Consider the following 14,290-nt stretch of genomic DNA (forward strand, 5'->3'; position numbering starts at 1 on the left):
TCTTGGCGCCGCCGAGACTCTCCGTCATCGCGCGGGCGTAATAAAGCGGGGTGGGCCTCCCCGCGTACTGCTTGAGGTAGTAATCGATCTCTTCGTGAAAAGTCTCGTCAGCCGCGGCCTCTTCGTAGGCCCTCTGAAGCTCGATCAGAGCGGGCATAAGGGTTTCTGAGACGTAACGACCTCCGAAGTCTCCGAAATGACCTCCCGTGTCAGGATAGCTGTATCTCCGGTTAGTCTTGCCCATAACCCACGGCCTCCATAAACCGCTTAAGCTTAAGATGATCTTTTATGCCCGGGGAGCTTTCAACCCCGGAACTCACGTCGACGGCGTAGGGATTCACCGCCTGTATGGCCTCGCGCACGTTGCCCGAGTTAAGTCCTCCGGAAAGTATAACGAATTTACCCTCAAGTTTCCGGCGGGAAAGAACGTCCCACGAAAAATTCTCTCCCGTGCCTCCGTAGGCATCCGGCGAGTAGGCATCGAAAAGAAATGCGTCCGTATCGTAGAGTTCCACTGCGCTAAGACTTCCCGTATTCTTAACCCTTATCGCCTTTATGTACTTCTCTCCGAACGCGGTGCAGAACTCCGGGGTCTCATCCCCGTGGAGCTGATAGACATCAAAACCCGCGATGTCTTTTGCTCCCCGCAGGTAATCCGCCTCGGCGTTTACAAAAACCCCCACCTTGGTTACAAATGGGGGAATCTGTCTTATTATTTCTCCTGCCTCTTCGGGCCTGATGAATCTCGGGCTTTTTTCGTAGAAAACGAAACCGAGAGCCGAAGCTCCCAGCCCCACCGCGCAGAGCGCGTCCTCCGAGTTGGTTATTCCGCACACCTTTACTCTAGTCATTTGCGGTTAATCCTAACCGATGAGGCAGAATTAATTAATCGTATCCGAATGAGAATAAAAAAGCCCCTCGCGCCGCATCCGACGCAAGGAGCTTTGGTCTAACAGATTAAAAGGAAAGAAAAAAATTGTTCCTTAGCGCAGGGTCCTAAAAATAGGCCTGAATCTGAGCTCTTACCATCGACTCATCAGACTCTACGCCATCGAGGTCCTCTTCCCTCTGGAATGTGTAGTCAAGCTGCATTTTCCACTTGTGATTGCCGCTTAGGTAGTAGCTAAGTCCCTGGGTGAACGTCCATACGTTGTCAAGCTCTTCTGCTTTGAACGCGTTTGGATCATTATCATAAACAACCATGGCATACCTGGAAGCAACCTCGATTTTCTTCGGAATCAGGAAGAAACCGCCCTGGACCCTGAAACCGTAGTCATAGCCTGTTTCCACACCCGCATCGTCGGGATTCAACCATCTTCCGATATACTCACCGGTAAGATTAAATCTCGGGTCTCTGTAGTTCGCGTCGAAGGTGATTGAAGTCATCCTGCCGTCTTCGAGTCCCGCATTCTTAATTGCCTTATTACCGGAATCACCACCTTCCTCAACGTCTACGCCCGCAACAGCGGCTCCAATTGTAATCGTGGGTCTCTTGGCGAAATTTTCTTTCACGCTCTTCGCCTTTCCGCCGAGAAGGGCCGCCTGAATTCTACCAGCCCAGAGCATTCCCGTATCTCCCGTGTCATTTTTCACGTTCGCACCTTCTCCCTGGAAAACGCCGAGATCATAGCGGAGCATTCCGCCACCGAGAAGACCGTAAACGCCTACACCGATATCCCTGTCATACTGAAAGTTGTCATTTATGATAGAGCGGCCGACGAGCGGAAGGGCGGAAGAGGATGTGAGCGCCTCCCTGTTGAACGCAATCTTGTACTGACCTGCGACCGGAACAAAAGCTCTGTTCTTGGCAAACGAAAGCTTCATATCCTTGAGTTCTCCACCTCCTGAGAAATCGTACTGAATCTTATATTTCATCCACGGGGCAAAAGCGTTACCGTCCCAAGTCACTCTGAGTCTTCTTACCCTGAAACCGAGGCTTTCATTGTCCTCTCCGTCAGGGTTTATGTAGTTAGCCAGGAACTGGCTGCGGAGCCTCATCCTGAGCTTGTAGTTGCTGTCCGCGGTCTGGAAAGTAAGACCCGTGCCTTTTTTGGTCTTGATTTTTATCTTGTTGTACCAAGCCTTGGTGTCCTTGCCCTCGTACATCTTCATGTTCATCTGCTGGCTCTGTTCCTCGAGCCTTTCTATCTGCTTCTTAAGTTCCTCGATCTGTTCCCTGATGCTCTGGTCGCCGTCGGCCTGGGCGGGAAGCGACATAAAGGAAAGCAACGTCAAAAAAGACACGGCTAAAACTCTCATCCCATATCCTCCTTGGTGTGGTTATTGTTCTGCTCTTAACAGCTCTGGGCTAATGATATGTTTAAATGGTTAATTCAGAATAAATAAGCCGTTAATTCTACGTTAAGAGTCCGCGCCACGCAATTGATGTACACTTTCGTATTCTGTAAATTATCAGGGAAAGCATATGGAAAAGCTCATAGCAGTGGTAGATGACGAAAAAGACATACTCAACCTGATAACTCACCATCTAAAGCGCGAGGGATACCGGGTAAAGCCCTTTCAGAGCGGAAAGGACTTTCTGCTCTACATAAATTCCGTTCCGCCCGATCTGGTGCTGCTTGACATCATGCTGCCCGGCATGGACGGCCTTGAGCTCTGCAGGATCCTAAAAAGCAAACCCCAAACGCACTCAATACCCATAATCATGATCACCGCGAAATCCACCGAGGCCGATATCGTCGTGGGCCTCGAACTCGGCGCTGATGACTATATAGTCAAGCCTTTCCGGATTCGTGAACTTGTCGCCAGAGTGAAAAGCATCTTGAGAAGATACGCGATGAAAAATCCCGGGGACGAAACACTTCGGATCGGCCCCCTTAGCATAAACCCCCCAAGCTACGAGGTCTCGGTCGATTCACAGAAAATCGACCTAACCACCACGGAGTTCAAAATACTTGAGGTCCTCGCAGAAGCGGAAGGAAAGGTGTTCACCCGTGATCAATTGCTTAAAAGAAAAACCCTCTGGGGGGACGAACGGGTGGTTTTTGACAGAACGATAGACGTTCACATAAAAAACCTGAGAGAAAAACTGGGTTCCGCCGGCAAGATGATAAAGACCGTGAGAGGAATCGGTTACAAGCTAGAAGAGATCCAAACGGTTTGAAGATATTCAGAAAACATTTCCTTTACCTGCTCTGCCTGGCCGCCGCCGCGGCTCTGCTCGCCATGCTGCTTCCCCCCGGACGCGGAGCTTTGGGTTACGTAGTGTGCGTAGCCGCGTTTACGGCATTCGGATTCGTGCTGTTGTGGATAGTCGAAAGAGACATCCTGAAGGACTTCTCAAGAATATCGAAGGCACTTGAGCTTCTGCCGGAGAAGCAGAAGAAAGCCCGCAAAACAGGCCGCAAGGTAAGCGATTTCGACACGGGGGTATCGATCTCCATAAGCGAACTCTCGGAGAGAATCTCCCTTCAGATGCAGTCAACCGAGAGGGAGGGGAACCAGCTTAAAAGTATAATCGAGTCCATGAAGGAAGGAGTCATAGTGATATCCAGAGAGGAGGATCTGTTGCTCGTAAACGACGCTGCGAAAGAAATGTTCGCAATAGACGACGCGGCAATTGGCCACCCTTACATGGAAACCATACGAAACCCCGATCTCCAGAGGCTTATCTCCCGCATGAAGCAGAAGAAAAAATCGGCCACCCAAGAAATCTCCGTACTTTACCCCCAGGAAAGATCGTATCTCGTAAGCGTCCGCGTAAGTCCACGCTACAGGGAAATCGTGGTTGTCATTTTTGACATAACGGAATTTAAGAAGCTTGAGAGGATAAAGGCCGATTTTGTAGCGAACGTTTCCCATGAACTCAGAACCCCGCTTACGTCCATAAAGGGATACATCGAAACCCTTCTTGACAGAAGCTATGACACGGATGAGGAGAAAAAGCATTTTCTCGAGATAATGGAGGAAAACACCGACAGGCTTATAGCAATAGCTTCCGATCTTCTGGTGCTCTCGGAACTTGAAAGCGGGGAAGCCGACCCTCAGGATTCAAGGAAAGCAGACGAAGAGATTGACATCAGGGAAACGATCCTCCGCTCCGTGGGTTCTCTTGACTCGCTTTTTTCGAAAAAAGGAGTCAATCTCTCTCTTGAAATTGAGGACGGCTTGCCTCCCTACAGGGCAAACAGGTTCCTCGTGGAACGCATGCTCATTAATCTCGTTGAGAACTCGGCCAAGTACACCCCGGAAAACGGCTCTGTTGCGGTCCGCGCCTCGGCCCTAAACGGCACCTTGCGCATAGAGATTGAAGATAACGGGATCGGAATCCCCCCGGAGCATCAAGAAAGAATATTCGAGAGGTTCTACAGAGTGGATAAGAACCGCTCGAGGGACATAGGCGGAACGGGACTCGGACTCAGCATAGTGAAGCACATAGTCATACAGCACGGGGGAACCATAGATGTGAGAAGCGCGGAAGGTGAGGGAAGCACGTTCACCATCGAGCTTCCGCGACCTGATAAGTAAGCGCGGCGGTCAGTTCATCTCCGAAGTGTGCTGATGCTTAAGCATCTCTCCGGTGGCTATGTAGTAGGCGTTCTCGGCTATGTTGGTCGCAAGATCCGCCACCCTTTCGAGATGCCTCGCAACGTAAATGTAGCGAAGCGCCCGGTTAAGCGTTGAGGGATCCGATATCACAAAGGTTATAAGCTCCCTTACTATCTGGGGTTCGTAGTTATCGACTTCGTCGTCTTTGCGACAGACCTCAACGGCGAGTCGTTCATCACTTCTTATAAACGCGTCCAAGGCCTCGCGGAGCATCTCCATCGCCTTGTCGGCCATCTTGGGAATGTCAATAAGCGGCTTTATAGGCGGGTAGTCGGCCATGAAAAGAGCCATTCTCGAGATACTCGAGGCATGGTCCCCTATCCTTTCAAGATCGTTGTTGACCTTCATTATCATGGTAACGGTCCGCAAATCTGTGGCCTCCGGCTGGTAAAGAGCCAGTATCTTGATGCAAAGGTTGTCTATCTCGATCTCCATCGAGTTTACCTGGTCGTCCGTGCTGATAACCTCCTGAGCAAGAATCATGTTGCCTTCGCGAAGGGCCTTTATGCTCTTGGCAATCATGGTTTCGACAAGGGATGCCATCTCAAGCAGTTTCTTATTAAGAAGCACGAGTTCCCCTTGGTACTTTATCATCTGTAATTGCTCCTTCGGAGATCCCTAGCCAAACTTGCCCGAGACGTAGTCTTCAGTGTGTTTTTTGGCAGGGTTAAGGAATATCTTCTCCGTGGTGTCAAACTCCACTATGTCTCCTATGTACATAAAGGCCGTGTAATCCGAGACCCGGGCGGCCTGCTGCATATTGTGGGTCACGATCACTATGGTAAACTTGCTTTTAAGTTCCGTAACAAGATCCTCTATCTTGGCCGTAGCTATGGGATCAAGCGCGGAGCAGGGCTCATCCATCAAAAGCACATCCGGTTCAACCGCTATTGCCCTCGCGATGCAGAGTCTTTGCTGCTGACCTCCCGAAAGACCCATGGCGCTGTCATTAAGCCTGTCGTTTACCTCTTCCCAGAGGGCGGCGCGCTTGAGGTTCTTCTCCACGATATCGTCAAGAACAGATTTCTTCTTGATCCCCGCTATCCTGGCCCCGTAGGCGACGTTCTCGTAGATCGATTTGGGAAACGGGTTTGATTTCTGAAATACCATACCGACTCTTTTTCTAAGATCGGTGATGTCGACATCGGAATCGAATATGCTTTTGCCGTTAATCGATATGTCCCCTTCGGTCCTGCAGTCATCAATGAGATCGTTTAAGCGGTTAAAACAGCGAAGCAGCGTGGATTTACCGCAGCCCGAAGGACCTATAAACGCCGTGACCTGTTTTCTCGGGACATTCATGTTGATGTCCCGAAGAGCCTGCTTCGCGCCGTAAAAAAGGCTCAAGCTTTCGACCTCGGCCAAGGGATCGGGAACGGGCTTTGCCTTCTTCGGTTTCTTGGCCTTGGGAGCCGGGGAAACGCCGTTTGTATCCGGGGTTTTGAACTCCTGTTTTTCCATCGGTTTTCCAGACAGCATTAATCTTCCTCCACTACTTATACCCTATTAAACTACACCGCGGAAGTCGCGTATTTTTTCCTTAGCCTGTTTCTTATTATTATCGCCGCTATGTTAAGCACAACTACTATCAGTATGAGCAGAAACGCGGTCATGAACACCATGGGTTTTGCCGCCTCGGCGTTTGGAGACTGAAAGCCGAGATCGTATATGTGGAACCCGAGATGCATGAACTTTCTCTCGAGGTGAAGGAAGGGGAAGTTCCCGTCTATGGGAAGATCAGGCGCAAGCTTCACAACCCCCGTTATCATGAGCGGCGCCACCTCTCCGGTGGCCCGGGCGACCGCCAGAATAAGGCCCGTAAGTATGGCCGGAAGCGCGCTCGGGATAACCACCTTCCAGGTGGTCTCGAACTTCGTTGCCCCGAGCGCAAGCGATCCCTCCCTTATGTTTCTCGGAACTGCAGCGAGTCCCTCTTCGGTCGCGACTATTACCACCGGAACAGTGAGAAGAGCGAGGGTAAGCGATGCCCACAGTATTCCTCCCGTGCCGAAAGTCGGGCTTGGGAGAGCCTCCTTGAAAAACACGGAGTCAATTATGCCACCTACGCCGTAGAGAAAGAATCCCACTCCGAAAACTCCGAACACTATCGAGGGGACCCCGGCCAGGTTGTTAACGCATATCCGAACAATTCTCACCATCACTCCCTGTCTGGCGTACTCCCGGAGATAAAGCGCCGCTATGACTCCGAAAGGCATGACCACTATGCTCATGATAAACACCATGAGCACCGTACCGAATATCGCGGGGAAGATTCCGCCCTCGGTGTTCGCCTCTCTCGGATCATCGGAGACAAATCCCCAGAATCTCTTGACGTAAAAACCGGCTTTTTCCGCAAATCCCATGTCGTTTGGACGAAAGGCAAGCACGATCTTTCCGAGCGGAATCACCTTCTCGTCTCCCCCGGCGGAGATCATCACCGCCTCGTTTCTGTTAAGCTCCGAGTAGAGCGCTTCGAGTTTCGCCTCGCTTTCCTTGTAGCGCTCTTCGTATTCTTTTATTCTCAGGCGATGCTCGGCCTCCTTAACAGGATCGTCTTCGCCGCGCATCGCAAGGCCACGGAGCTTAAGACGCCGTTTTTCAATCCCGTAGTTTATGTCTCCTATCTCGCCCTTTTCTATCTTAAGTATCTCGGCGTGTATTTCGTTTGAGTCGCGTATGAGATCCCGAAGCACGGAGAAAGCCTCAGGGTCCCCGCCCGGGATCACCACCCCGTTCTTCCTTATCTCCTTTAGGTAGCCGTGGTAATTACCCCACTCGTGCCGTTCCAAAATCACGGCGTCGCGAGGATAGTCGCGCGACGCTATGTCCGCCTCGTTTATCCATTTGAAGTCAAGACCGTAGAGGTCCCTGTTTCCCATCTTGAGCTTAACCCGGGACTCAGAACCTCTTACTCCGTCGCTATCCCGCACGGACTCCTTGGCTCGAAACTGCCCTAGGTAGACAGAGCTGTCTCTAAGCGTGTAGCACCCGATGTCCGCCGGCCACATAGAGCCCAGACCCTTTGCGGCTATGAGAAACAGAAGTCCTCCTATCATCACGAGCGTGATCATGAGGGCAAGGCCCGATATCCAAATGTAGGCGTCGCCTGCTTTCCAGAGTTTAGGCATCGGATTGAGCGTATTTCCTCCTCAGTCTCTGGCTTAGAATCTCCGCCAGAGTGTTAAGCAGAAAGGTGACCGCAAACAGCAGGACCGCCGTCAGGAAAAGGACCCTGTAGAGGGTTCCCCCGTGCGGGGCTTCGGGAAGCTCGACCGCGATGTTGGCCGAAAGAGCCCGGAAGCCGTTAAAAAAGCTCCAGTCCATGACCGGGGTGTTGCCCGTGGCCATGAGCACGATCATCGTCTCTCCCACGGCCCTTCCGAAACCTATCATGATGGCCGAGAATATGCCGGCGCTCGCCGAGGGCAGAACTATTCTTGTAGCCGTCTGCCACCTGTTGGCCCCGAGGGCCAGAGATCCCGCAGAAAGAGTCCTTGGAACACTCGAGAGCGCATCTTCAGAGATTGTGAATATGATGGGAATCACCGTAAAGCCCATCGCGAATCCCACGACCAGCATGTTTCTCTGATCGTAGCGAAGATCGAACATTCTGAAAAACCAGTCCCTAAAGTCCCCGGCGAAAACGAGGCTCTCAAGCGGACTGTTAAGCCACAGGGAAAGCGCAGCGGCAATCCCTATCACTCCCACGAGCGTGAAAAGCTCGGTTCCCACCCGGAATCTCCCCGAAAGCGAGACCGGAAAACGGTGCCACAGGAAAAGCACAAGAAGGGTAAGCGCGATCACAATAAACGGCATCACCAGGATCGCGACAAAGGCCTTTTCAAGCAGCGGCGCAAGCCAGAGACCCGCCAGAAATCCGAGCACAACGCTTGGAAGTGCCGCCATTACCTCTATCACGGGCTTTACCACGTTTCTTATGGAGGGATGAAGAAACTGTGAAACGCATATTGCCGCCAGGATCGCAAGTGGAATCGAAAGTATCATCGTGTATATAGCGCCCTTCAGGGTTCCGTAGGCAAGCGGCGTCAGGCTGAATTTAGGTTCAAACTCGTCCGTCCCCCCCGTTGACTGCCACACATACCGGGGTCTGTCGTAGCCCTCGTACCATATTTTTCCGAAAAGGGAGCGGAAATTCGTCTCGGGGTGCGGATTATCAAGATAGTAGCTTGAAAGCGCCATGTCGGAATCCACGGCCACCACCCCGTCCGCCTTGGGAGAAAAGCTAAGCCCCGTGTAAGGCTTTCCCCGGCCCGGAAAATCGAGCTGCTTCGTGGCGGAAGTGGCTTGGTAAAGGAATATGTTTCCCGAGGTGTCGGAAGCGAGAAAGCCCCTTCCCCTCTGCGACGCGGAGAACTTGTTTACCGCACCTGGAAGCGGGGGCAGAACATGTATCTTAGCAAGCTTGCTTCCCTCGCCGTCGTCCGCAGTCTCAAACCACACACTCACGTTTCCCGCGGAGTCACCGACAATGAGGGAACGGTGACCTAGAAGGAACCCTATTTTAGTAACTGCCACCCCGGGACCCGCAGTAGCCACAAGCGTGGATTTGAGTTCCGGAGAAGAGGGGTCTGAAAGCGACCAGTGATAAAGTTTCCCGTTCTTCGTTGAGACGTAGAGGTTCTGGGTTTCGGAATCGACCTGCACTCCGGTGACCGTGGCTCCTTTAAGCTCCGCGGTAAGATCGGTCGTGAAGATTTCAGTTTCACCCTCTCCCAGAAACCCTTCCTCCTCGACTTCCGAGTAGGTTATGAGGCGCCCTGAGGCCGTGTAGGCTGCGACTACTGGAGTCCCGGTCTCGGGCGAACTCTGATAGGCAAAAATTTCTATCGGTTCTTGCGTTACGCGAAGGGCTTCTCCCTCCGTCACTTTTGATACTACGGTTCTTTCTGTCCCTTCACGGAACTCGACCCTGAAGGTTACATCGAAAGGCTTTACGTAACCTTCCCGGTCGGCAAGCGCGTAGGAAGTATTGCTTATGGCATTATAAAAAGAGGTATAGCCGGCTGTCTTGTGAGAAATGGTGTGGGTCTTAAGAGGCTTGGGTTCTTCTTCCAGAGTGAAGAAGCGTACAGACCCTAAGGAGTCCACCGTGAAAAACTGCTCCCTATACTCATCCACCCCTATGTCGAAAATACGCACTTGCCCGGCAGCCGTCCCGGAAACAAAACGATCTTTTATCTCCGAGACGCTCTCAAGCTTTTTTCCGGGACTTTTCCACAGAGGTACGGTCTCGATCCCTATGAAAAAAAGTATCGCTATGATACAGAAAATGATTCCCGCGCCGCCGACAAACACCACGTGCCTTGCCAGCCTGTCGTAGAGTTTTCTTCTCCGTATCTGCTTTTGCTTGGAACCTTCTTCGATTCCAAGCTCGTCAGTTCTATCGCTTGACAATGAAATTACCTTGCACCCGGGACATCAGGTGCGAAAAAGACGGCTTAAAGTCCGACCTCCCCGGGGTAAACGGCCAAACGCAGGCGGATCTGAAACACTTGCGGATCCGTCCGCCTAAGAAGCCGTAAATAGTGTACTTAGTTCGCACCTATAAGGTCTCTTAACTCGGAAACTTTCCCGGCGGTCAAGGGAAGATAGCCGTCTTTTATTACTATTTCCTGTCCCTCCTGGCTCAGAACGTATTTCAAAAACTCAAGGCGGAGCGGATCAAGCGCTTCGTTCGGCTTTTTATTCACGTAAAGATAAAGATACCTTCCAAGCGGATACTTCTTGCCGACAACATTCTCGAAGCTGGGTCCGAAACAGCCTTTCTCGGCGGTCTTGGCAAGCTCGATTGCCTTCACTCCGGAAGTTTTGTATCCGATGCCACTGTAGCCGATTCCCTGAAGATCCTCGGTAATTCCCTGCACGACAGCGGAGGATCCTGGCTGCTCCTTGACAGTGTCCTTGTAGTCGCCCTTGCAAAGCGCCTTCTTTTTGAAGTAACCGTAGGTTCCCGAAGCCGAATTTCGCCCATAGACGCTTATCGGCTTGCCGGCCCAATCCCCTCCGAGCCCTGCCGCCCCCCAGATGGAGATATCGGAACCGCCGCCGCACTTTCTGTTCTTTGAGAAAATGGCGTCTACCTGCTTTATCGAAAGACACCCGATCGGGTTATCCTTGTTGACGTAAACCGCAAGAGCGTCAATTGACGTCGGAACCGCAGTCGGTTTGTAGCCGGTTTCCTTTTCGAAGGCGTCGATCTCTTTTGATTTCATCATTCTCGACATGGGTCCGAACTGGGAAGTCCCTGCTATGAGAGCCGGGGGGGCAGTGCTTGAACCCTTGCCCTCTATCTGGCATCTAACGTTGGGGTAGAATTTTGAAAATCCCTCGCACCAGAACGTCATAAGATTGTTCATTGTGTCGGAACCCACGCTGTCTATGTTTCCCGAAACACCTGTCGCCTTCGTATAGGAAGGTATGGCCGGGTTGACTTTGACCGTCTGGGCCACTGCGACAGTGCCGAAGGCAAGTACGCAAACGATCGCAAAAAGCATAAAACACGATGTAACACTGAAATTCTTCATTACGAGAATCCTTCTTAAGATGGTGGAAAACAAACCAAGCAAGTCGGATTAATTAAAACCCGGAAAAGTTAAGCGGGTGTTAAGAAGCAATTAAAAAAAGATGAACAAAAAAGAATGTGGAAAAAACTGGTAAAACTTCGGAGAAAAAGCCTCTCTCCTGTGCTAGCGTCCGGTTCCCTCGGCGATTACGATGCGGCTGTTGGGAGCCTTCTGGCTTGCCTCGTAGTATTCGAGCGCCTCGGGCATCCACTTGCGGATGTTTTTTATCCTAGTCCTGTAACCGGGGTGGGTGGAGAGAAACTCGGGCGGAGCGCCTCGTCCCGCAGCCCCCATCCTCTCCCAGAAGGGGATGGCCTCGCGGGGATCATAGCCCGCCTTTGCCATGTATATGAGGCCTATCCTGTCGGCCTCTGATTCCTGCTTTCTTGAAAACGGCAGAGCGACCGCGAGCGTTGTCCCCACCCCGTAGGCTGCAAGAACCCTGCTTGTGGTTTTTTTGTCCTTTTTCTTCATGGCTGACGCGAGCGCCGCGGAGCCCATTTCGAGCAGAATTCCGAGAGTAAGCCTCTCCCCTCCGTGGCGCGCCGTCGCATGGGCAACCTCGTGGGCCATCACGGTAGCGAGCCCCGCCTCGGTTTTGGCAACGGGCATCATCCCGGTGTAAACCCCGATTTTCCCCCCGGGAAGCGCAAAGGCGTTCACCAGCTTGTCGTTATCGAAAACGGTGTATCGCCACCTGAGGTTGGGGGTGTGGGAAACCGCGGCTATACGCTGTCCGACTCTCCTCACGACCCCGTTGTAGTGCGCATCACGCGAGATCTTCTCGGTCTCAAGCAGGTTCACGTACGCGCTTGCGCCAAGCTGCATTTCGAAGGCCTGGGGGAGCAGTATAAACTGCGTCCTGTTGGTAATCGGAACTCTGGCGCACGCAACGAGGAGGAGCAGAAAAAGCAGAACTCCGGCCGGAAAAAGACTTCTCCTTTTAAATATCGACCTCAATTTCCGTTAATTCTCAGGGCCCCTAAGCCTGCGGGCCCTGAGTCAAGCAAAAAGCCTAACTTTCTATGCTAATGGAATCAGGAAAGATCCGCTTCCCTCATCCTTTTCATTCCCTCGTCTATATCGTCGTCAGAACACGCGTAGGTGACCCTCACGTAGCCCTCCCCCTGGCTTCCGAATGCCGTGCCGGCCACCACGGCGACCGCCGCACGCTCAACCAGCCTGTCGGTGAACTCCTGGGAGGTAAGCCCCGTTCCCGAGATGTCGGCAAAGGCGTAGAACGCTCCGTCGGGGGTATCGCAGGTTATGCCGTCGACGCTGTTTAGCCCGGCGACCATACGGTCCCTTTTCTGCTCAAGCAGAACCAGCTTGTTCTCCACCCAGTCCTGCGGCCCGGTTAGAGCCGCGTGCGCTGCCTTCTGTATAAACGCCGCCACGTTTGTGATTGAGTCCTGAAGGAATATCGAGAGCTTCTCGATAACCGGCCTAGGAGCCACTGTCCAGCCTATTCTCCACCCTGTCATCGCCCATGTCTTTGAGAACGTGTCTATGCAGATCACCCTGTCGCGTATGCTCTCTATCGATGAGATCGAGAGATGCGGCTTTCCGAAGGTTACCTGGGAGAATATCTCGTCCGATATGATCATCACCTGGGGATGGCGCTCAAGCATGTCGGCTATCTCCTGGGGGTTCTCCACTAGGTGGCCGTTCGGCCTCTGGGGAGTGTTTATGATCACGAGCTTCGTTTTCGGGGTGATGAGTTCTTCCAGCTTCTCGACGTCGAACTGCCAGTCGGGCTTTGTAAGCGGAGTGTGCTTTATCACCGCGTTTGCGTACTTGGCCCATACCTCATCGGGGGGATATCCCGGGTTCGGGAATATCACCTCGTCCCCGTCCTCAAGAAAGGTAAGAAGGTTCATCGTAAGGGAGTGCTTCGCTCCCGCCGTCACTATGACCTCGTCGGGCTCCGTGGGTCTTCCACGCTCACCCATCTTCTCTGCTATGGCCTCCCGAAGCTCGGGAAGTCCCGGCCCTGGGTCGTACCTTACGTAACCGTCTCTAAGCGCCTGCTCCGTAGCGTCAAGAACATGCTCCGGCGTATCGAAATCGGGTCCCTGATAATCACCCTTTTCAAAGTGAATGATCTTTTTCCCCGTTTTCCTCTCAAGTTCCCTAGCGACCCTCATGCTCGCCCACTGCTTGGGTGGAACAAAGTGCGAGGTGCGCGAACTGTATCCATATGATGACATAACTCCTCTCCTCCTTAAGTTTTTTTCAAAAAGCTAAGAGTCCTTGTTTATCAGCAGTCCGGAAGCAAGCTGCGAGAAAACCGCGTCGGCCACCTCTCCCGCATCCATCGAGAAATCGTGGTGAACCATTACCGCACCCACGGCCCCGTAGAGCATGAGGGCGCGAAGCCTCGGATTCTGCCTCACGAAGCTTCCTTCGTCTATGCCTTTTTCTATTATTTTTTCGTAGAGCCTCACCCGCCGCGTTCTCCACTTCTCGGTAAGCTCAAAGTGTTCCTTAAGAAGATGCGTCTCGTCGCGGCTCAGTATGCGAAGAACCTTCAGGTTCTGTCTGTAGAAAGTGAATATGGTCGTAAGCAGCTTGCGGAGCTTCAGGGGGGCTGGGTCCGAATTCTCCACTTCCTCATGCAGAAGCGCCTCTATGGCTTCGAAGCTTCCCTTAAGGATTTCGAGGTAGAGATTCTCCTTGGAAGAGAAGTAGTTGTAGAGGGTCCCCTTCGATACGCCCATCTCCTCGGCTATCTCTTCCATGGTGACCTCGTGGTAGCCCTTCTCGGAGAAAAGGTCGGTCGCAGCTCTCAATATCTCATCGCGACGCCTGAACTTGCGGGACGTCTGTGTGCTCTGCGTACTTCTCTCGGGAACGCTGTTAGCCTGAACCATACTCCTCACCCACTGACTGACTCGTCAGTCAGATTAACAAGTCCTTAAAAAATTGTCAAGAAGAAATTTAAGCTTGTTGAAATCAGGGTGCGGCCGTCCCACAGCAGATGAAATCCCCCGAGGAGACCAAAATCTTTAAATTCGCGGAAATTTCCTTACCATATATCTTCAATATGAGAAGGATAATGCTGGTCATTTTCGTGCTCGGGGTGATTCTCGCGGCGGGGGTTTCCCTCTCGGAGAACGTGTCGAGGCATGACGCCG

13 protein-coding genes are annotated in these 14,290 nt (G+C 52.4%); 2 read left to right on the forward strand and 11 right to left on the reverse strand.

Features of this window, described 5'->3' with window-relative positions; all coding sequences use genetic code 11:
• From OXG10_00140 to OXG10_00150, 3 genes are all read right to left on the reverse strand, one after another.
• Positions 1-244, reverse strand: a 244-nt coding sequence (locus OXG10_00140) for a tryptophan synthase subunit beta (GenBank protein MCY3825782.1), incomplete at its 3' end; no start/stop codon positions are given.
• Positions 231-851 carry a phosphoribosylanthranilate isomerase gene (locus OXG10_00145; GenBank protein ID MCY3825783.1) on the reverse strand — a complete coding sequence of 207 codons (621 nt, stop codon included), beginning with the start codon at positions 849-851 and terminating at the stop codon, positions 231-233. The genes OXG10_00145 and OXG10_00140, both read right to left, overlap by 14 nt.
• A 145-nt stretch (positions 852-996) precedes the next feature.
• On the reverse strand, positions 997-2,259 hold the full coding sequence (locus tag OXG10_00150) for a porin (GenBank protein MCY3825784.1): 1,263 nt from the start codon (positions 2,257-2,259) through the stop codon (positions 997-999).
• Positions 2,260-2,425: 166 nt separating this feature from the next.
• Between OXG10_00150 and OXG10_00155 the strand changes: the two genes are divergently transcribed.
• Together OXG10_00155 and OXG10_00160 are read left to right on the forward strand one after the other, a co-directional pair.
• The gene (locus OXG10_00155) at positions 2,426-3,124 is read left to right on the forward strand and encodes a response regulator transcription factor (GenBank protein MCY3825785.1); all 699 of its coding nucleotides are present in this window, start codon (positions 2,426-2,428) and stop codon (positions 3,122-3,124) included.
• Positions 3,121-4,488 (forward strand): ATP-binding protein, encoded by a 1,368-nt coding sequence (locus tag OXG10_00160; GenBank protein ID MCY3825786.1) that lies wholly within the window; start codon positions 3,121-3,123, stop codon positions 4,486-4,488. The genes OXG10_00155 and OXG10_00160 overlap by 4 nt, the downstream gene beginning before the upstream one ends.
• A gap of 9 nt (positions 4,489-4,497) precedes the next feature.
• Here the strand turns inward: OXG10_00160 and phoU are convergent, their stop codons facing one another.
• From phoU to OXG10_00200, 8 genes are all read right to left on the reverse strand, one after another.
• Positions 4,498-5,163: a phosphate signaling complex protein PhoU gene (gene phoU / locus OXG10_00165; protein ID MCY3825787.1), complete on the reverse strand. Its 666-nt coding sequence runs from the start codon at positions 5,161-5,163 to the stop codon at positions 4,498-4,500.
• Positions 5,164-5,187: 24 nt separating this feature from the next.
• On the reverse strand, positions 5,188-6,048 hold the full coding sequence (pstB, locus tag OXG10_00170) for a phosphate ABC transporter ATP-binding protein PstB (protein ID MCY3825788.1): 861 nt from the start codon (positions 6,046-6,048) through the stop codon (positions 5,188-5,190).
• A 32-nt stretch (positions 6,049-6,080) separates the two neighbouring features.
• Complete coding sequence (gene pstA, locus OXG10_00175; GenBank protein ID MCY3825789.1) at positions 6,081-7,697, reverse strand: phosphate ABC transporter permease PstA; 1,617 nt, start codon at positions 7,695-7,697, stop codon at positions 6,081-6,083.
• A complete protein-coding gene (locus OXG10_00180; GenBank protein ID MCY3825790.1) occupies positions 7,690-9,984 on the reverse strand; it encodes an ABC transporter permease subunit in 2,295 nt (764 codons plus the stop codon). The genes pstA and OXG10_00180 overlap by 8 nt, the downstream gene beginning before the upstream one ends.
• Before the next feature lie 137 nt (positions 9,985-10,121).
• Positions 10,122-11,084 (reverse strand): PstS family phosphate ABC transporter substrate-binding protein, encoded by a 963-nt coding sequence (locus OXG10_00185; protein MCY3825791.1) that lies wholly within the window; start codon positions 11,082-11,084, stop codon positions 10,122-10,124.
• Positions 11,085-11,276: 192 nt separating this feature from the next.
• Positions 11,277-12,113, reverse strand: coding sequence for a M48 family metallopeptidase (locus tag OXG10_00190; GenBank protein MCY3825792.1), 837 nt, complete (start codon positions 12,111-12,113; stop codon positions 11,277-11,279).
• Positions 12,114-12,190: 77 nt separating this feature from the next.
• On the reverse strand, positions 12,191-13,363 hold the full coding sequence (locus OXG10_00195; GenBank protein ID MCY3825793.1) for an aminotransferase class I/II-fold pyridoxal phosphate-dependent enzyme: 1,173 nt from the start codon (positions 13,361-13,363) through the stop codon (positions 12,191-12,193).
• A 33-nt stretch (positions 13,364-13,396) separates the two neighbouring features.
• Positions 13,397-14,026 carry a TetR/AcrR family transcriptional regulator gene (locus tag OXG10_00200; GenBank protein MCY3825794.1) on the reverse strand — a complete coding sequence of 210 codons (630 nt, stop codon included), beginning with the start codon at positions 14,024-14,026 and terminating at the stop codon, positions 13,397-13,399.
• Between the last annotated feature and the right edge of the window lie 264 nt (positions 14,027-14,290).

Source organism: Candidatus Dadabacteria bacterium, assembly GCA_026706695.1.
Taxonomy (GTDB): Bacteria; Desulfobacterota_D; UBA1144; order Nemesobacterales; family Nemesobacteraceae; genus Nemesobacter.

Coding starts and splice junctions, on each gene's coding strand:
- OXG10_00145 (MCY3825783.1), bottom strand. CDS start 851: ATGACTAGAGTAAAGGTGTGCGGAATAACCAACTCGGAGGACGCGCTC.
- OXG10_00150 (MCY3825784.1), bottom strand. CDS start 2,259: ATGAGAGTTTTAGCCGTGTCTTTTTTGACGTTGCTTTCCTTTATGTCG.
- OXG10_00155 (MCY3825785.1), top strand. CDS start 2,426: ATGGAAAAGCTCATAGCAGTGGTAGATGACGAAAAAGACATACTCAAC.
- phoU (MCY3825787.1), bottom strand. CDS start 5,163: ATGATAAAGTACCAAGGGGAACTCGTGCTTCTTAATAAGAAACTGCTT.
- pstB (MCY3825788.1), bottom strand. CDS start 6,048: ATGCTGTCTGGAAAACCGATGGAAAAACAGGAGTTCAAAACCCCGGAT.
- pstA (MCY3825789.1), bottom strand. CDS start 7,697: ATGCCTAAACTCTGGAAAGCAGGCGACGCCTACATTTGGATATCGGGC.
- OXG10_00185 (MCY3825791.1), bottom strand. CDS start 11,084: ATGCTTTTTGCGATCGTTTGCGTACTTGCCTTCGGCACTGTCGCAGTG.
- OXG10_00195 (MCY3825793.1), bottom strand. CDS start 13,363: ATGTCATCATATGGATACAGTTCGCGCACCTCGCACTTTGTTCCACCC.
- OXG10_00200 (MCY3825794.1), bottom strand. CDS start 14,026: ATGGTTCAGGCTAACAGCGTTCCCGAGAGAAGTACGCAGAGCACACAG.